This window comes from Croceitalea sp. MTPC5 (genome assembly GCF_036985505.1).
Lineage (GTDB): Bacteria > Bacteroidota > Bacteroidia > Flavobacteriales > Flavobacteriaceae > Croceitalea.
In genome coordinates this window covers 256153-275855 of the sequence record NZ_BTGQ01000002.1, presented here as the reverse complement: position 1 = coordinate 275855, position 19703 = coordinate 256153, and the positions used below count along the sequence as shown (strand labels likewise).

General features: G+C 39.5%; 15 protein-coding genes and 2 riboswitches. Of the genes, 11 read left to right on the top strand and 4 right to left on the bottom strand.

From position 1 onward, the window contains the following. The first annotated feature begins 220 nt into the window (after positions 1-220). From metK to AACM45_RS06370, 7 genes are all read left to right on the top strand, one after another. On the top strand, positions 221-1474 hold the full coding sequence (gene metK, locus AACM45_RS06400; RefSeq protein ID WP_339141495.1) for a methionine adenosyltransferase: 1254 nt from the start codon (positions 221-223) through the stop codon (positions 1472-1474). Positions 1475-2255: 781 nt separating this feature from the next. Next, positions 2256-4190, top strand: a complete 1935-nt coding sequence (locus AACM45_RS06395) for a CocE/NonD family hydrolase (RefSeq protein ID WP_339141494.1) — start codon at positions 2256-2258, stop codon at positions 4188-4190. Between the two features lie 9 nt (positions 4191-4199). Further along, entirely contained in the window at positions 4200-4733 is a 534-nt protein-coding gene (locus AACM45_RS06390) for a DUF4442 domain-containing protein (RefSeq protein ID WP_339141493.1), read from the top strand. A 137-nt stretch (positions 4734-4870) separates the two neighbouring features. After that, positions 4871-4986: riboswitch (SAM riboswitch) on the top strand. A gap of 171 nt (positions 4987-5157) precedes the next feature. Then, positions 5158-6450, top strand: a complete 1293-nt coding sequence (locus tag AACM45_RS06385; protein ID WP_339141492.1) for an O-acetylhomoserine aminocarboxypropyltransferase/cysteine synthase family protein — start codon at positions 5158-5160, stop codon at positions 6448-6450. Between the two features lie 96 nt (positions 6451-6546). Continuing rightward, positions 6547-9933 carry a bifunctional aspartate kinase/homoserine dehydrogenase I gene (thrA, locus tag AACM45_RS06380; protein WP_339141491.1) on the top strand — a complete coding sequence of 1129 codons (3387 nt, stop codon included), beginning with the start codon at positions 6547-6549 and terminating at the stop codon, positions 9931-9933. A gap of 33 nt (positions 9934-9966) precedes the next feature. Further along, on the top strand, positions 9967-11136 hold the full coding sequence (locus AACM45_RS06375) for a trans-sulfuration enzyme family protein (RefSeq protein WP_339141490.1): 1170 nt from the start codon (positions 9967-9969) through the stop codon (positions 11134-11136). A gap of 279 nt (positions 11137-11415) precedes the next feature. After that, the gene (locus tag AACM45_RS06370) at positions 11416-11826 is read left to right on the top strand and encodes an RrF2 family transcriptional regulator (RefSeq protein WP_339141489.1); all 411 of its coding nucleotides are present in this window, start codon (positions 11416-11418) and stop codon (positions 11824-11826) included. 17 nt (positions 11827-11843) lie between these two features. Here AACM45_RS06370 and AACM45_RS06365 read toward each other — a convergent pair whose 3' ends face one another. Genes AACM45_RS06365 through AACM45_RS06350 form a run of 4 tightly spaced genes read right to left on the bottom strand, consistent with a single transcriptional unit; the run spans position 11844 to position 14181 of the window. Beyond that, the gene (locus tag AACM45_RS06365; RefSeq protein WP_339141488.1) at positions 11844-12179 is read right to left on the bottom strand and encodes a hypothetical protein; all 336 of its coding nucleotides are present in this window, start codon (positions 12177-12179) and stop codon (positions 11844-11846) included. Beyond that, positions 12176-12736, bottom strand: a complete 561-nt coding sequence (locus AACM45_RS06360; RefSeq protein WP_339141487.1) for an RNA polymerase sigma factor — start codon at positions 12734-12736, stop codon at positions 12176-12178. Before AACM45_RS06360 ends, AACM45_RS06365 begins: the two co-directional genes overlap by 4 nt. Positions 12737-12739: 3 nt before the next feature. Beyond that, positions 12740-13072, bottom strand: coding sequence for a hypothetical protein (locus AACM45_RS06355; protein ID WP_339141486.1), 333 nt, complete (start codon positions 13070-13072; stop codon positions 12740-12742). A gap of 11 nt (positions 13073-13083) precedes the next feature. Next, positions 13084-14181 carry a serine hydrolase domain-containing protein gene (locus AACM45_RS06350; protein ID WP_339141485.1) on the bottom strand — a complete coding sequence of 366 codons (1098 nt, stop codon included), beginning with the start codon at positions 14179-14181 and terminating at the stop codon, positions 13084-13086. A gap of 389 nt (positions 14182-14570) precedes the next feature. Here AACM45_RS06350 and AACM45_RS06345 point away from each other — a divergent pair, with 389 nt between their 5' ends. The 4 genes from AACM45_RS06345 (at position 14571) to AACM45_RS06330 (ending at position 19409) form a co-directional block, all read left to right on the top strand. Further along, positions 14571-15194 carry a phosphoadenosine phosphosulfate reductase domain-containing protein gene (locus AACM45_RS06345; RefSeq protein WP_339141484.1) on the top strand — a complete coding sequence of 208 codons (624 nt, stop codon included), beginning with the start codon at positions 14571-14573 and terminating at the stop codon, positions 15192-15194. Positions 15195-15368: 174 nt separating this feature from the next. Beyond that, positions 15369-17459, top strand: coding sequence for a HEPN domain-containing protein (locus tag AACM45_RS06340; protein WP_339141483.1), 2091 nt, complete (start codon positions 15369-15371; stop codon positions 17457-17459). Continuing rightward, positions 17452-18240 (top strand): uroporphyrinogen-III C-methyltransferase, encoded by a 789-nt coding sequence (gene cobA, locus AACM45_RS06335; protein WP_339141482.1) that lies wholly within the window; start codon positions 17452-17454, stop codon positions 18238-18240. Before AACM45_RS06340 ends, cobA begins: the two co-directional genes overlap by 8 nt. Positions 18241-18347: 107 nt before the next feature. Continuing rightward, on the top strand, positions 18348-19409 hold the full coding sequence (locus AACM45_RS06330; protein WP_339141481.1) for an NAD(P)/FAD-dependent oxidoreductase: 1062 nt from the start codon (positions 18348-18350) through the stop codon (positions 19407-19409). Between the two features lie 123 nt (positions 19410-19532). Continuing rightward, positions 19533-19659, top strand: a riboswitch (SAM riboswitch). Positions 19660-19703 lie beyond the last annotated feature (44 nt).

The window sequence follows — 19703 nt, the reverse complement described above, 5'->3', positions numbered from 1 at the left end:
ATGTACTTTTGCCTTCCAATAAAGAGGATAGATTTGACTGATTGCAACCTCTGGTATTGAATATGTTCAATACCCGATCTTTACGATCGGACCCTTCGACCGAAAATCAAAGGGTCAAATGCTAAAGCAGTTCCGGCCAATTTTTTTGGCGATTCTCCTTATCGAGAACGAACTTCCTTAATGCAGTCTTTTAAATTCGTACCTCTGCAAAAATTAAATAATGTCATATTTGTTTACTTCTGAATCTGTTAGCGAAGGACATCCAGATAAAATTGCAGATCAAATCAGTGACGCACTCTTAGATAATTTTTTAGCCTTTGATGCTGAAAGCAAAGTGGCTTGTGAGACCTTGGTGACCACTGGTCAGGTCGTATTGGCCGGTGAGGTAAAGAGCGGCACTTATCTCGATGTGCAGACTATTGCCCGTGAGGTTATCAATACCATTGGTTACACAAAAGGCGAATATCAATTCAGCGGGGATTCATGTGGGGTAATTTCGTTGATACACGAACAATCACAAGATATCAATCAAGGGGTAGACCGTGCCACTAAAGAAGAACAGGGAGCCGGTGATCAAGGAATGATGTTTGGTTACGCAACCAAGGAGACTGAAAACTTCATGCCCTTGGCTTTGGATATTTCACATAAAATCCTTCAGGTCTTGGCAAACCTTCGAAAAGAAGGCACTCAAATACCTTATTTGCGACCGGATGCCAAAGCACAGGTCACTATCGAATATTCTGATGATAATGTTCCCCAGCGCATTGATACGATTGTAGTATCGACCCAACACGATGACTTTGATAGTGATGACAATATGTTGGCCAAAATCAAATCGGATATTAGTTCCATTTTGATTCCTAAAGTAATAGCACAATTCCCTGATTACGTTCAAAAACTGTTCAATGATCAAATCAAGTACCATATCAACCCGACCGGTAAATTCGTGATTGGCGGTCCACATGGTGATGCGGGATTGACCGGCCGTAAGATTATCGTGGACACCTATGGCGGAAAAGGGGCCCACGGTGGTGGTGCCTTCAGTGGAAAAGACCCCAGTAAGGTAGACCGAAGTGCCGCCTATGCTGCACGCCATGCCGCTAAAAATTTGGTGGCTGCAGGAGTTGCAGATGAAATTTTAGTACAGGTGAGTTACGCTATCGGTGTTGTAGAGCCTACATCCATCTTTGTAGATACCTATGGTACGGCCAATGTAGCTTTGAATGATGGGCAGATAGCGGAGAAGGTGGCGAAACTTTTTGATATGCGACCCTTTGCCATTGAAGAACGGTTGAAACTTCGAAACCCAATTTATTCAGAAACCGCGGCTTATGGGCATATGGGTAAGGCACCCAAAAAAGTCACCAAGGTTTTCGAGTCGCCATACAATGGTCGAATTGAGAAAGAGGTAGAACTGTTTACCTGGGAAAAATTGGATAGGGTAGAAGCCGTGAAGGCTGCTTTTAATTTGTAAAAAACACGCTTCTTATCCCTCCGTCAACATCGCTGCGCTTGTTGCCACCTCCCTTAACTTAAGGGAGGAGCTTTTGATTATTATGGGCTAACCTTTTGTAGCTCCCTTCTTATTTTAAGAGGGGAATGAATTTCCGATGTTAATCGGGAAGAAAGGGGAGATAGTTTTGATTTTGAATGGAACCTTTTTGCTTGTGGATTTTGTAACCACAAATTCTTTGTCATCCCTCCGTCAACATCGCTGCGCTTGTTGCCACCTCCCTTAACTTAAGGGAGGAGCTTTTGATTATTATGGGCTAACCTTTTGTAGCTCCCTTCTTATATTAGGGGGGGAATGAATTTCCGACGTTGGTCGGGAAGAAAGGGGAGATAGTTTTGATTTTGAATGGAACCTTTTTGCTTGTGGATTTTGTAACCACAAATTCTTTGTCATCCCTCCGCCAACCTCGCTAGGCTTGTTGTCACATCCCTAAATTAAGGGAGAAGCTTCTGATTATTACGGGCTAACTTTTTGTAGCTCCCCTCTTATTTTAAGAGGGGAATGAATTTCCGATGCTAATCGGGAAGAGAGGGGGAGATAAATTCCATATGGTGAATCTTTTTTAAATGTAATCAAGACATGTCACCTTTCCGCTTTTCCACTTTCAGGGAAAACCACCTCCCCTTGCCAAGGGCAGGTGGTTTAACAAACTATCATGTGTTGATATTTTAAAGTGGCGATAGCATAAGTGCTGCTTAAAAAAAATAATTCTTCGTAGTTTTAAAAAATCAATCCGATTACTATGAAATTCCTATCAAAATCCGCAATCCTTTGTTTGTTATCCACAATTGTGGTTTCCTGTACAAAAACCGTTAAAAAGACGGAAACCGTGGAAGTTATCGATACCTATGTGCAAGACAACTATTCCAAAAAAGAAGTGGATATCGAGATGCGTGATGGAACTACGTTGCATACCACCATATACACTCCAAAAGATACCTCAAAAGAATATCCCATTCTGATGCAGCGAACGCCCTATAGTTCGAGGCCTTATGGTGAAGGTAATTTTAGAAAACAAATCGGCCCTAATATCAATTTAATGAAAGAAGGCAATATCATCGTATACCAAGATGTACGTGGCAGATGGTTAAGTGAAGGGCATTATGAAAATATGCGGGCTTACATTCCCAATAAAACGGATAGTACCCAAGTTGACGAAAGTACCGATACCTATGATACCATTGAATGGTTGGTAAACAATGTCGAACATAACAATGGTAATGTTGGGGTTTGGGGAATCTCATATCCGGGATATTATGCCACTTATGCGACCATTGATGCCCACCCTGCGTTAAAGGCCTCTTCGCCACAGGCTTGCATTGGAGATTTCTTCTTCGACGATTTTCACCATAATGGTGCCTATTTGTTGAGTTATTTTAGGGCAACTTCCCTGTTTGGTACACCAAGGCCAAACGGTGATCAACCTATTGATACGGCATGGTATACCTTACCCAGTTTGGGTACCGAAGATCAATACCAATTCTTTTTGGATAAGGGTCCTTTAAAAAATTTAAATTCCTTTTTCGAATATGGATTGAAAGACGAAGTATCGATGTCACCCGATGATATGACTGATGATTTTTTCTGGAATGAACTTAAAGAACACCCGAATTACGATGAGCTTTGGCAAAGTAGAGGGCTAATTCAACATTTGGATAAGTCGAAATCACACGTGGCCACCATGATTGTGGGAGGATGGTTCGATGCCGAAGATCTGTACGGCCCTTTAGAGACCTATAAGAATATTGAAAAGCACACTGAGGGGTACAACACGATGGTCTTCGGCCCATGGGACCATGGCCGATGGGCAAGACGTGCCGACCGTACCGTAGTGGGCAATTATTTTTTTGGCGACTCCGTATCCAATTTTTATCAAGACAATATTGAAACCAAATTTTTCAACCACTTTCTAAAAGGTGAGGCAGATGGCAATACAGGTTTACCCGAAGCTTATGTCTATGATTCAGGTCGTAAAGAATGGAAAGAGTATAGCTCATGGCCCCCTGAGGGCGTGGTGAAACAAAAAATGTTTTTGTCTCAAAATCAAGAGTTGACCTCAACGCAAAAGGGCATTACGGCCCTTCGGTTTGTCAGTGATATCAAAAAACCGGTACCTTATTCTGAAGATGTCAAATCGGTATTTACGCCAAGAAAGTACATGACCGATGATCAGCGTTTTGCGGCGCGACGTTCTGATGTGTTGGTCTTTGAAACCGATGTTTTAGAGGAAGATCTGACCCTAGCCGGAGCTATTATGGCCAACTTAAAAGTTGCCACTACGGGTGATGCGGCAGACTGGATTGTAAAAGTGATTGATGTGCACCCTGCTGAAACCGAAACCAATGAAGAGATGCAAGACCACTTAAAAATGAGCAATTACCATTTGATGGTGCGTAGCGAGGTGCTACGGGGTCGGTTCCGTAACAGTTTCTCCAAGCCAGAACCTTTTACACCAAATAAAAAGACCGATGTCAATATCAAATTGCAAGATGTGTTTCACACCTTCAAAAAAGGACATAAGCTACAGATTCAGGTACAAAGTACCTGGTTTCCTTTGATTGATTTAAATCCGCAGACTTATGTGGAGAATATCTTTAAAGCTGATGAGGAAGATTTTAAAACACAGACCCATACGGTGTTTACCGATTCCAGTGTTGAGTTTTCAATTTTGAATTAATTCGGGTCCATGTCCTTTTATCAAAAACTAGCTGCTGTTGGAACTCAATTTATAAGCAAGCATAAATTATTCAAGCATGGTTTCAATCTGTCCCCAATGTATCGGCGAAGTACAGGAAGGATTATTGAGGTCAGTAAAGACCTGATGTACATTAAAGTTAAACTACCGATTTCTTACAAGAATAGAAATTATGTGAATTCCATTTTTGGCGGTAGTATGTTTTCAGCTGTCGATCCCATACCAATGGTACAATTGATGAATATACTGGATAAGGGTTTTGTGGTCTGGGATAAATCGGCCCAGATAAATTTTAAAAGGCCGGCAAAAGAAGATTTGTATGCAGAATTCAGCTTTACGAAAGAAGAAGTAAAACGGATTAAAGCTGATGTCGCCGAAAAAAATGAAATTGAGTTGGTGAAAACGTCCTTTTTGACGGATAAGGAAGGTTCAAAAATTTTTTGTGAGGTACACAAAACGATTTATGTTGCTGATAAAGGGTTTTATAAAATGAAGAGAACTAGAAAAAAGGAGCAAGGTATTTGAATTCTTTTTCTTGAATTGAGGTGATGGGCTAATTATCACACCAAATTTCAAGGTCTTTTTTAAATTTTTTTAATTCCATTAGGATATTAAATATTTCTGACGTTATATTTGTTTCATAAGTTCAAACACGTATTGAATAGTTATCAAGAAAGGTGGAGGGATTAGACCCTTTGAAGCCTTAGCAACCCTTTGTTCTATGCAAAGAAGGTGCTAAATTCTACCCATTCCAAGAAAGACTTGGAACTTATGGCCGGTAAAAATCGACCTTAGTTGGGAAGGATAACAGTCATCGAAATTATTTTCGAAACGCTTTCTTATAACTTTTTGATTTTACCTAACCGCAATGTCGGCAGGCTAGGGTTTGGCTTTTTTATTTTTTGTGCCTTGAGCGGAGTCGAAGGGCTTAACTTTTAAAAACAAAATCATGAGTAATCAAAAATTAGCAACAAACGCATTGCATGCTGGGCATGACACAACCCAAACAGGTGGCACAAGGGCGGTACCTATCTACCAATCTACATCTTACGTATTCAACGACACGGATCATGCCGCGAATTTATTTTCGTTGGCAGAGCTTGGTTTCATCTACACGAGACTAAACAATCCTACCAATCAAATATTACAAGAGCGATTGGCGGCGATTGAAGGTGGTGTGGGGGCTGTGGTGTTCGCATCTGGTACAGCAGCTATTTCCACAGGATTATTGACCCTATTGAAAGCTGGTGATCATATCGTCGCTTCAAGTAGTTTGTATGGAGGTACGTTCAACTTATTAAACGTAACCTTACCAAGACTAGGGATTACGACTACTTTTGTTGATGCCTCAGACCCAGCAAATTTCGGTAAGGCGGTTCAAGACAATACTAGGGCCATTTTTGTGGAATCTTTAGGAAACCCAAAATTGGACGTGCTTGATTTAAAAGCGATTTCCAAAGAGGCCAAAGCAGCGAAAGTACCTTTTATTGTAGACAATACCGTCGCAACACCCGGATTATTGAATCCGATTGAGCATGGTGCAAATTTGGTCATCCACTCATTGACAAAGTACATTAACGGAAATGGAACGGCTTTAGGTGGCGCTATTATTGATGCAGGAACCTTTGATTGGACCAATGGAAAATTTCCTGAATTTACAGAACCATCCGCAGGGTATCACGGGTTGGTATATAGTGAAGCATTAGGCGCGGCCGCGTTCACCTTTAAATTGATTTTAGAAGGACTTCGTGATTTTGGTGGTGCGATTAGCCCGTTTAATGCCTTTCAAATTATTCAAGGGTTGGAGACCTTGCCCGTTCGAATCAAACAACACAGTAAAAATGCCCTTGCATTGGCAGAATGGTTGCAAGAAAGGGAAGAAGTAGCATGGGTAAATTACCCGGGACTCAAAGGAAACAAGTACTACGAGTTGGCACAAGAGTATTTGCCAAAAGGACAAAGTGGTTTGGTCACTTTTGGTGTTAAAGGTGGTTTTGAGGCTGCGAAAAAATTGACCGATGCTACCAAAGTATTCTCTTTATTGGCGAATATTGGTGACACCAAATCATTGATTATCCATCCATCAAGCACGACACACCAACAGTTGAGTGAAGAACAGCAATTAAGCGCGGGAGTAACCCAAGATTTGATTAGACTCTCTGTAGGTCTCGAAGATATCGATGATTTAAAAGAAGATTTAGAACAAGCCTTTGCAAGTATCGATAAATCGGTTTTAGCCTAACACCTTTAAGAGACTCCCTCCTTATCATCTTGAACATAGTCGATGATGGAGGGTATCTGCGTGTGGCGGGTTTTGGTCTGAACATGTATTTCAATTATGCTCTCTAAACTAGAAATCAAAGATTACAGTACTCGAAGTGGCCATCAACAAGACCTTGAATTATCTTACGAGGTCTTTGGGCGACCACTACATACGGCACCCATTGTCTTAGTGAACCATGCTTTGACCGGTAATTCCAATGTTGCAGGGGAAAAAGGGTGGTGGTCTGATATTATAGGTGAGAGAAAGTGCATCGATACGAACATTTATTCCGTTTTGGCGTTCAACATACCCGGTAACGGTTATGATGGCTTTGTAATAGAACGGTATAAAGACTTTGTCGCGGGTGATATTGCCGAAATCTTTTTGCGGGGATTAAAACAATTGAAGATTACAAAACTCTATGCCATCATCGGAGGTTCTTTGGGTGGCGGGATTGCTTGGGAAATGGCTGCCTTGAATCCTGGAATCACCGAGCATTTGATACCTGTTGCCTCAGACTGGAAGTCCACCGATTGGCTTATCGCCAATTGCCAGATTCAAGAGCAGATACTCGTAAACAGCAGACAACCCGTACATGATGCAAGAATGCATGCCATGCTCTGTTATCGAACCCCAGAATCGTTCAAAGAACGGTTTCAAAGGGGCACAAATGAAGAGCTACAGGTTTTTAATGTAGAAAGTTGGCTGATGCACCATGGTAAAAAGTTGCAAGAGCGATTTCAATTATCAGCTTATAAATTGATGAACCAACTTTTAAAAACCATTGATATTACCAGATATGGGGATCACGCCTTTGAGGCCTTGCAGAAGAGTAGTACCAATATCCATATTATCGGGGTGGATTCAGATTTGTTTTTTACCGCTGAGGAAAACAAGGAAACTTTTAAACAGCTTGCCCAGGCGAACAGTAATGTGACCTATGGGGAAGTACGATCGGTTCACGGTCACGATGCCTTTTTGATGGAATTTCAACAACTTCAACGCTTGTTGGAAGGTGTTTTTCAAAAAGGGAATACCCAAAAAGGGTTGAAAATCCTAAAGTTTGGGGGAAAGTCTTTAAGCAATGGTGAAGGACTTGAACGCGTGCTTGAAATTATTTCGGAACACCATAAAAATGATGAGCGTATCGGGGTGGTATTATCTGCCCGTGAAAAGGCCACCGATACCTTGGAAGATCTGCTTCAAAATGCGGTGGAAGGAATCGTTGATCGTGAGTCGTTATCAAATCTAGAGGGGTATCAAAAAGCAGTTGATCCCAACATTGATTTTTCAAATGAGATACAATACATTTCGAAACGTTTGGAAGGGGTCTCCTTAATTGGGGATTATAGTCTAAAAACAAAGGACGAAGTGCTAGCAGTTGGCGAATTGATTTCTTGTAAACTGGTGGTTTCTTTATTAAAAGAAAAAGGGGTGCCTGCGGTTTTAATCGACACTAGGGAATTGTTGCAGACGGACAGTAATTTCGGAAACGCCAGGGTTCACGAAACGATATCCAAAGAAAAGGTACTTCAAAAGTTTTCACGATTGGCACCTAAAAGTATTCCGATTATTACAGGGTTTATTGCGGCCAATGGCAAAGGGGAGACCACGACTTTAGGTAGAAACGGAAGCAATTACACGGCTGCCCTTTTCGCAAACTATTTAGATGCTTCAGAAGTATTGAATTACACCCATGTTGATGGAATTTTTACGGCAAACCCAGATTATGTCAATCAAGCAAAGGTGATTGAACATCTTTCTTACGAAGAGGCCAATGAATTGGCTAATTTTGGTGCAAAGGTATTGCATGCGAAAACCATCATACCCCTAATTGAAAAAAATATCCCACTTCGAATTCTGAATACCTTCAATGCGAATTCACAAGGAACATTGATCAGTTCAAAAGCTAAAAAAGAGGGTATTAAATCCCTTTCGGTCATCGAAAACGTAGCACTGATCAATTTAGAGGGTAGAGGCCTACTGGGCAAAGTAGGTATCGATGCCCGAATTTTCAACACCTTAGGAAAACATAACATTAATGTAAGCATTATTTCGCAAGGTTCGTCAGAACGGGGCATAGGTCTGGTGGTTGATGCCGACCAGGCAGAGGAAGCCAAGTTGGCGTTGGATTCAGAATTTGCAACCGACTATTCCGCAAAAGATGTGAATACGATCACCATTAAAAAGGATATCGCCGTCATCTCCATAGTAGGGCAAGATTTGAGCACCTTTCACCATCCCTATAATGCATTAATAAAAAACGGTATTGTACCGCTGCTTTTCAATAATACCATTTCTGGAAAGAATATTAGCATTGTGGTCGGTAGTGCTAATTTGAATAAAGCCTTGAATGTGATGCACGGACAGATTTTTGGGGTGAGCAAGCGTATCAACCTAGCCGTTTTTGGGCATGGAACCGTAGGTGGAACTTTGATTGACCAGATTTTGACTTCCTATCAAAAAATAAAAAACCGAAAGGGACTCGATTTACGGGTTTTTGCCGTTGCCAATTCTAAAAAAGTTGTGCTAAATGCAGCCGGAATACAAAAAAATTGGAAACAACACGTAATGGCAGAGGGAAGACCTTACACTTTAAGTGATGTAACCAAGTTTGCCGAAGAGCATCACTTAGAGAACCTTATTGCCATAGATAATACGGCAAGCTCCAATTTTGTTAACCATTATTTTCATTTGATAGCTGCCGGATTTGATTTGGTCTCATCTAATAAGATTGCAAATACTTTAGACTTTGATTATTATCAATTAGTACGCAAAAACTTGGCCGAACATCAGAAAAGATATTTGTACGAAACTAATGTTGGTGCAGGCTTGCCCTTAATAGATACCATTAATTTATTGCATTTGTCAGGAGAGAACATTACACGGATTAAAGGGGTCTTCTCTGGTTCTTTAAGTTATATGTTCAATACCTTCTCTGAAAATGACCACCCTTTTTCAGAAGTATTAAAAGTAGCTTTAGAAAATGGTTATACAGAACCTGATCCACGTGAAGACTTATCAGGCAATGATGTCGCCCGAAAATTATTGATTTTGGCTAGGGAGCTAGAACTCAAAAACGAATTTTCTGATATCGTCATTGAAAATTTGATTCCAGCTAAACTGCAAGATGTTGACTTATCAGCATTTTTACGACAAACTGATGAATTGAACGAAACTTTTACAGCAATTAAGAATGCTCAAAAACCAAACCATGTTTTGCGATATGTAGGCGATTTGCATGGTGATTTGCAAAAAGAGAAAGGGATTCTAGAAGTGAAACTGATTTCAGTACCCAAGAGCAGTGCTTTGGGGCAAGTCTCTGGTGCAGATTCCATTATTGAAATTTTTACGGAGTCGTATGGTGAAAATCCAATTGTCATTCAAGGTGCCGGTGCTGGTGCCGCCGTTACGGCAAGAGGGGTTTTTGGAGATATCTTAAGAATTGCGGAGAAATTGTAGTTTCAAGCTTTTTTGGAAACCAGATAAAGAAGAATGAGTAAAAGGGAATTTGAGACAGAAGCAATTAGAACACAAACGGAACGGACGCAGTTTTTAGAACATTCCACCCCCATGTATCTTACCTCTAGTTTTGTTTTTGAGGATGCTGAAGATATGCGTGCTTCTTTTGCTGAAGAAAAAGAACGTAATATCTATTCAAGATATTCAAACCCCAATTCTAACGAGTTTGTAGCTAAAGTATGTAAAATGGAGGGGGCAGAAGCTGGTTTTGCATTCGCCTCGGGCATGGCTGCCGTGTTTTCGACATTGGCAGCTTTGCTGAATAGCGGAGATCATATACTATCGGCTAAAAATATTTTTGGTTCTACGCATTCCCTATTCAATAATTTCTTTCCGAAATGGAACATTTCACATAGCTATTTTCAGATTGACGATTTAGAATCGATTGATGGGCTGGTCACAGAAAAAACCAAATTGATTTATGCCGAGTCACCAACCAATCCTGGGGTCGATATTCTTGATTTAGAGGTTTTGGGAAAAATTGCTAGAAAACACGATTTGATTTTAATTATCGACAATTGTTTTGCGTCCCCTTATTTACAGCAACCAATAAAGTTTGGCGCTGATTTGGTGATTCATTCTGGAACAAAACTGATGGATGGGCAAGGTAGGGTCTTGGCAGGAATTACAGTTGGTAGCACTGCATTGATTGATAAAGTATATCGGTTTTCAAGAATCACGGGTCCGGCCTTATCCCCCTTTAATGCCTGGGTGCTTTCAAAAAGTCTAGAAACATTGGCGTTACGAGTAGACAGACATTGCGAAAATGCTTTAAAATTGGCAGAGTTTTTAGAAGGTCATGCAAAAGTGAACTGGGTGAAATATCCCTTTTTAAAATCACACCCGAAATATGAAGTGGCCAAAAAGCAAATGAAGGCGGGCGGCTGTGTAGTAGCCTTTGAAGTAAAAGGTGGGTCAGAAGCTGGACGACTTTTCTTCGACGCTATAAAATTACTATCCCTTTCGGCAAATTTGGGGGATTCAAGAAGCATTGTAACACACCCGGCATCGACGACCCATAGCAAACTTTCAGAGGAAGAACAGATGGCCGTGGGTATTACCTCAGGAATGGTAAGAATATCAGTTGGTTTAGAACATATTGATGACATCATTGCAGATATTGACCAAGCATTGCGTAAATGATGCTTTGCAAAATTTTAAGTTGGTTGTTTGGTCTTTTTTTTGATTGCGGTATCATTTTTCTATTTTCCGCCAATACAGACCTTACTCAAAAAACGTTTTGGAATAGCAATTCCTAGTTGGGTGAAATTTGTTTTGGCAATAGCGCTGCTATGGGTCAATTCGGCCGTTGGAGTCATTGCTGAGGGCTATGTGACTTAAATTGAGAGTTGAATTTTAAATGGCCTAAAGAGATGATACATGTCAAAAGATGTTCTTTCTTAATTTCATTATCTTAGCCTCATGCTCTCTAAAAAAACAAAATATGGGCTAAAGGCACTTACGTTTTTGGCCTCTCAGCCGAACAGTACTCCCATACAAATAGCCGAGATTGCCAAACAAGAGAATATTTCGCAAAAGTTTTTAGAGAGTATCTTATTGACCTTGCGTAGAAATGGTTTTTTAGGTTCTAAGAAAGGAAAGGGCGGAGGGTATTACCTTATTAAAAAACCTGATGAAATTTTAATGACCGAAGTAATGCGAATATTGGAGGGGCCTATTTCAATGGTGCCTTGTGTGAGCCTTAATTTTTACGAAAAGTGTGATGACTGCCCAGATGAGACAGCGTGTTCCGTTCATAAACTAATGCTCAAGGTGCGCGATGCCAATTTAGAAGTATACCGAAACAATACCTTGGCTGATTTATTGAAATAAGCTACTTAAAGCCCTGATTAAATAGTGTTCAGTTTTTTGTAAGCCTCATTTAGTCTAATCATGTAATTGATTAGAAAGAGAAAAAAGATTGAACTTATCATAAAAATTGGTTTATTCGAGAGATTCAGTTCAGTGTTGAAAAGGGAAAAAATAGAATCGGAAAAACGATAGACCAAATAACTCATAAACACCACGATCAGAATTGTTGGAAACAACATTTTTTGATAAGACCGTATCGGTGTTTTCTGCTGCTTTGGTTGCGCTTCAAGTTTATGTATGAGTCTTTCTGTAAACCCATTCGAAGTTTCAAGCTTACTTTGCTGAATTAATTTTTTGATTTTGTCTTCTTTCATAATAAATTTTTTAATTCGTCCCCTAATAACCTTTTCAATTGAAAGTTGAGATTATTTCTACCACGGTGTAGGCTTACTTTGACTTTGGCCTTACTAAATCCAGTGATTTTTATCACCTCTTTAATACTCATTTCAGATAAGTAAAATAGCTGTAGTACCAAAGCCTCATCAGCATTTATTTTCTTTAATGCCAATTGAATATATTTTTTTTGATTTTCTACTTTTAAAAGTTCTTCCCTACTGATTAAATTTTCTGGTAGTTGCGATAGATCATTGACATCCTGATTTATTTTTGTTCGTTTTAATTCAGTATAGCTAAGGTTTACCATAATACGATACAGCCATGTCGAAAAATTAGATTTGAAGTTAAAAGTGTCTATCTTATGGAAAACCCTTATAAATGCCTCTTGTAGAATATCTTCGGCTAAAGCTTCATCTTTCACTATGGAAAAAATTAAGGAGAGCGATACGTCTTTATACTTTTCGACTAGTAGTCTAAAAGCATCCATATCACCCTCTTTAATTTTAATGATGAGGTTTTTATCAAGGTCTTTCAAAGCCTATTTTTCTGATTTTTTTCTAAGAAAATGGGCGAGAATGACACTTACTCCACCAAAAATTGCAATTGTGCCCCATGCCAATAAATCGGTGGTATCTTCTGATAGGTTCATTTCAGTATAAATCGATGATACTATAAAACCAAATCCTAGACCTATAATAATGCAACCAACATCAAGGTATTTCAATTTTTGATTTGTCAATTGATTGGAGATAAGGCCTTTTTCAATCATTGCTTTTTTAATGAGATAATTGTATTTCGCAAGAATGAAAACAATAACACCCATTCCTATAGCAAGGATCAACATAATAAATACTTCGTCTAACTTTTCCATGTCTTTAATTTTTAAAATTGTTCTTCTATTAGTTTTTCGATTTCAGTTAAAAAGGGAAACAGATTATCTGAGTTTCCAAAAATGGTAAAACCATATTTTTGATCGGGAACAAACATAGCATAGGCTTGAAAATCTTTGTTGTTACCCGTATGTAAATGCATTAGGCCATTTGGGGTGGGTTTCTGGGCAAAACCAAGGCCCCAACCCGTTTGACCGGTTTCTAAATGTATTTTGTTATCAGGTTTGAAGTGGTTATGCTCTTTTAGCATCTCATCCCGTAGCTGGACACTAAGGTTTTTTGGTTCCATCATTTCAATTAGAAATAAAGCATAGTCGTAAGCATCTGATTGTAAGCTATATCCAGGGCCAACGTTTTTGTCACGGTGCATTTCGGTATTTACTTTTCCGTTCATGTGACCCTTTACGGTATGTTCTTCAAGTATTTGGTTCCAAGTATAAAAACTTCTGTTCATGTTAAGGGGGTGCGCCACTTCTTTAAGAAACAAGGTATCTAATTTACTTCCCCAGCCAATGCCCAATTTTGTGCCAAGAGCGGCCCCCATATGTTGGTAAGCCTCCCCAGAATATGAAAAGTCAGTGCCTGGTTCGAAGGCGATGGTAATGGGTTCACCTTTTACCCAGTTCGGGATTCCTGTTCCATGTGATAAAACGATTCTAGGCGTTAAGGTTTTATAGGCCTCCATAGAAGCTTCCGCGACAGCACCTTTTGGAAAAATATCCTTTAAGTAGTCATAAATAGGTGCGTCTAGATCAAAATTACCTTGTTCCGCCATTTTCATCACAAAATAAGCAAACAAAGGTTTAGAAAGTGAGGCACCTTCAAAAATACTGTTTTTGTCCACAGGTTTTTTGGTTTTTAAATTGGCAACGCCAAACTTATTGTGATACGCAATTTTAGCGTCATTAATAATTGCAATGGATAGTCCTGGTAGTTGAATGGAATCCATAATGTGTTCGATTCTTTTTTCTAGGGCTTCAACTTTTACCAGTTTACCACTGACGGTTTTTATATGCCCTTTTTGAGCGGTAGCGTTACCGAAAATGGCTAAGCCTATAAATAATACTGCTATGTTTTTTAATTGATTCATCTCGTCAGTTTTAAAAAATTAATATGTGTTTTGTGAATTCACATCTATTGGACAAGACGACTTCTGAAAAGGTTACAAAAAAATCAAGAAACGATTTAAAATGCTTTTAAACAGCTATTTAGAATAGATTTTTGTAAGTGTATATACTTTACCAATTACTATTTTCAATGATTTGATTTGGTAATTCATGTCGGTTTAAAGCTGTTCAAGTTTCTTGTGGAATGTGTTAAAATATATATGGTGTAGTATTAAATTCTCAATAGTAATGCTATATTTTAGTAATCTATTAAAACTATAGGGTTTAGATAAATTTAATGGAAATTTGGCTTTTCCAATAGGATAATTGTTTTATGTTTGTATTTCCTATTAAATCTATAGGGTAATAAATTATGAGTTTGGATATAAATATTGATTACTACAACAAGCAGTTTAGGGGAATACCTCCAGAAGAGATTATTAGTTGGGCGTTGCATTTATCTAAAAAGAGGATAGTTACCACAAGTTTTGGTAAGTATTCAGCGGTATTGCTCAGTATGTTTCAACGAATAGACCCATCAATAGATGTTGTATGGTGTGATACGGGCTATAACTTGCCAGAAACCTACGAACATGCGAAGTACTTGACCAATCGTTTAAATCTCAACCTGAAAACATATGTTCCTAAAGAGACTAAGGCGTTTACCGAGCATCGACTAGGCTTTCCGTCAGCGGACCAACCAGAACATTTGGAGTTTTCTGAAATAGTTAAGTTAGAACCTTTTCGTAGGGCTTTAAGTGAGCATCAACCTGACATTTGGTTTACAAATATTAGAATACGTCAGACCGAATTAAGAAGTTCAAAAGACATTTTGAGTCAAAGTAAGGAAGGAATTCTAAAAGTAAGTCCCTTTTATTATTGGACAGATGAAGATTTGGATGCGTATTTGGAAGACTATGACCTTCCAAAGAACAGCACGTACTTTGATCCGGTAAAGGCCTTGGAGACTAGGGAATGTGGTATTCATTTGCAATAAACGGGTCTGTGCTTTTCGATAAGGGTCAATTGTAATATCAGGGTAATAAATTAAAAGTTAATGTTGATGAAATCTCGTCGAAACAAGAAATCGATATTTTTTATTCTATAAAATCTATAGGATAAGAAAGGTTTTACTTTCTTTCACGACAAGGATATAGTATTATAAGAGAATATGCAAAGTTTTAGAACAGAAATAGAAAATCCGGTAGTAGAGAAAGATATTCTCGACTTAGAAAGAAGAATCCGCCAGTTCAAGACTGGAAACGTTGATGAAGAAAAATTCAGAAGCCTTCGATTGGCACGTGGTGTTTATGGTCAGCGCCAGCAGGGGGTACAGATGATTCGAATAAAGTTACCCTATGGTAAAGTAACTTCGAATCAGCTAAAGCGAATCTGTGATGTTTCCGATGAATATTCTACGGGCCGACTTCATATCACAACCAGGCAAGACATCCAAATCCATTATGTTGATTTAGAGCGTACGCCAGAACTTTGGGCGCAATTGGAAAAAGATGACGTTACCTTACGAGAGGCATGTGGCAATACCGTTCGAAATGTCACTGCCAGCGAAACTGCTGGTATTGATGTTAATGAGCCTTTTGACGTTTCGCCCTATGCACAAGCTGTCTTTGAATATTTTTTGAGAAATCCCATTGGGCAAGAAATGGGGCGTAAGTTTAAGGTCTCCTTTTCCGCTACCGATGCCGATACAGGCTTGTCTTATATGCATGATTTGGGTTTTATTGCCAAATTGCAAAATGGGGAACGCGGATTTAAAGTAATGCTTGCTGGGGGACTGGGTTCCCAACCACGTCATGCCGATGTGCTTTACGAGTTTCTTCCAACGGATAAAATAATTCCTTTAATGGAAGGGGTGATCCGCGTTTTTGACCGCTATGGTGAACGCAAGAGCCGGGCAAAGGCGAGACTGAAATTCTTGTTAAAGGATTTAGGTTTGGATGGATTCAAAGCACTTTTGGAAGAGGAACAAAATGCGATTCCGAATGCTACGTATCCCATAGATTACAAAACATACCCTTCCGTTCAACCATCAAACGTTGAGGTGTCCAATACCACTGTAACTGATGAGAATGCTTTTGAAGAGTGGAAATCGACTAATATTATTCCACAGAAACAGCAAGGTTTTGTGGCTATTGGAATTAAAGTAGTATTGGGTGATTTTTATACCGATAAAGCGCGTTTGCTGGCCGATTTGGTCGCGAAATACGCAGCAGGGGAAATTCGTCTTTCATTGCGACAAAATATATTGATCCCTCATGTCAAGGAAGCCTTGGTTCCTTTCTTTTATCAAGAACTGGGCAAATTGGGTTTTGTAGAAGCTGGATATAACAAGGCTTTAGATATTACGGCTTGCCCTGGTACGGATACCTGTAATTTAGGAATTGCGAGCAGCACCGGTATCGCAACGAAATTAGAGAAGGTCATCAAAGCGGAATACCCCCAATACATCAAAAACCCTGATGTGGTAATCAAGATTAGCGGTTGCATGAATGCCTGTGGACAGCATAACATGGCCCATATCGGATTTCAGGGTATGAGCATTCGTACCAAGGATAAGTTGGTGGCTCCGGCACTACAGGTATTGCTGGGTGGAGGGAATTTTGGAAATGGAAACGCTCGTTTTGCAGATAAAGTAGTGAAAATTCCAAGTAAACGAGGGCCACAAGCATTGCGATGGATTTTAAATGATTTTGAAGCTAATTCAAATGGCGCAAAATTTGAACAGTATTATCAAAAGCAAGGAGAACACTACTTTTATGAGTTGTTGAAACCACTCACCAATATTGACAATCTGACACAAGATGATTTCATTGATTGGGGTAATTCCGAAAAATATAAAAAGGAAATCGGTATTGGTGAATGCGCGGGGGTCATTGTTGATTTGGTGGCTACCTTGTTTTTAGAGAGCCAAGAGAAAATTGATAGTGCTGAGGAAGCGTTGCAGGAAAGAAAATGGGCAGCTAGTATCTACTACGCATACCAATCGATAGTGAATTCGGCCAAAGCCTTATTAACTGCTGAAAAAATTAAAACGAATACACATGCCAGTATCATTAAGGATTTTGACAGGCTTTTTGTAGCAAATGGAAAAATCAATTTTGAAAGTTCATTTGAAACCTTGGCATTACAGTTGAATAAAAACAAACCTTCTGAGGCTTTTGCGAAAACCTATTTGGACGATTCCAAAGAGGTTTTACTACAATTACAAGCGTTCAGACAAATGGAATTGGAACATGCTTAAACAAGGAAAACTTACCGTTGTAGGGGCTGGTCCGGGTGATGCCGAATTGATTACCCTCAAAGGGATCAAAGCATTACAAAATGCAGATGTGGTGTTATACGATGCTTTGGTAAACAAAGAATTACTGCAGTTTGCCCGAGAAGCAGAATTGATTTTTGTAGGCAAACGAAAAGGATGTTATAGTTACCAACAAGAACAAATTAATGAGTTGATCGTGCAACGTGGTCTCGAAGGTGAACATGTGGTTCGTTTAAAAGGAGGGGATCCCTTTGTGTTTGGTCGAGGTGCTGAAGAAATGGAATATGCCACTGAAAATGGATTGAAGGTCGCCATGGTTCCTGGTATTTCGTCTGCGTTGTCAGTGCCGGCAACCCAAAACATACCAGTAACCAAAAGAGGTGCTGCAGAAAGTTTTTGGGTGATTACGGGCACTACCAAGGCACACAAATTATCAAATGATGTAGCGCTAGCCGCAAAATCAAATGCAACGGTCGTCATATTAATGGGAATGTCAAAGCTGACCGAAATCGTTAAACTTTTTGAGCAAGAAGGAAAAAAAGAGACTCCGGTGGCCATTATTCAAGAGGGAACGACTGAAAATGAGAAAATAGGGATAGGTACGGTTGCTTCCATTACATCCGTAGTGAAAGAAAAACAGCTTTCGAATCCAGCGATTATTATCATCGGTGAAGTAGTCGGGCATCGAAAAACCCTTGATGGGATTACCCGCCAAGTTTCAGGGAAAACACTAAAAAATCAAATTCCCGAACCGATTTTATAACAAAATGAAGTGCATACGAATTGGTGGTTAAACCGTTGAAGAGAAAGATGGCCAGCGGTTTATACTTTGCAATACTTAAATTCTTAATTACAATTGATAACGATACGATGATTAAAACAGATATAGTAATAATTGGTGCAGGCCCAACAGGCTTATTCACGGTTTTTGAAGCGGGATTATTAAAATTAAAATGCCATTTGATTGACGCACTTCCACAACCAGGGGGGCAATGCTCGGAGATTTATCCGAAAAAGCCCATATATGATATTCCGGCCTACCCCGAAATATTGGCAGGTGATTTAGTGGATAGGCTAATGGAGCAGATAAAACCGTTTGAAGCAGGATTTACCCTTGGCGAACGTGCCGAAACTTTGGATAAACAAGAAGATGGTACGTTTATAGTTACGACGAACAAAGGAACAAAACACCATGCACCGATAGTCGTTATTGCTGGTGGTTTGGGCTCTTTTGAACCACGTAAACCACAAATTGAGAACATTGGTGCTTATGAAGATAAAGGAGTTTCATACATCATAAAAGATCCCGAAGTATACCGTAATAAAAAGGTTGTTATTGCCGGAGGTGGTGATTCAGCGTTGGATTGGGCCATCTATTTAGCCGATATCGCATCAGAGGTTTCTTTGGTACATCGAAGAAATGAATTTAGGGGTGCTTTGGATTCTGTGGAGAAAGCATCAGAACTGGCCAAACTGGGTAAAATCAAATTATTTACTGAAGCGCAGGTTACCGAACTACATGGTGAAGAGAGTCTTAGTGGGGTTATAATCAAACACAATGATGCCGAAAAAGAGCCAACCTATCTAGAAGTAGACAATTTTATTCCCCTCTTCGGGCTGTCCCCTAAATTGGGCCCTATTGGCCAATGGGGATTGGAAATCGAAAAAAACGCAATAAAGGTCAATAATGCCAAGGATTACCAGACGAATATTCCCGGAGTGTTCGCTATCGGTGATGTAAATACGTATGAAGGGAAACTGAAATTGATCCTATCTGGTTTTCATGAAGCAGCGGTCATGTGCCAATACGCCTATCAAATCATAAACCCGAATAAGCGATTTGTAATGAAGTATACTACCGTTGGTGGTGTTGAAGGTTTTGATGGTAGTAAAAAAGAGGCTAAGAAAGAGGTAGTGCAAAGCATACTCTAAACCCCTGTAATTACAATATCATACTTTTAAAAAGGCCTTGGAGACGAGGCCTTTTTAAATAAAGTTTTTTTGGTTTTGAACAGATTGTGCTGTTTCTTTGCCAACAGTTCATATATAATTTGAAAGTTATCAAGAAAGGTGGAGGGAATAGACCCTTTGAAACCTTAGCAACCCTTGGTGTATCCTGATGCTTGTCAGGACCCGAGAAGGTGCTACGTTCTATCCTGTTAAAAACAGGGAAAGATGACACAAAAGACCTATTCGTCCTTGTATCCGTTTATTTTCTTGATTGCT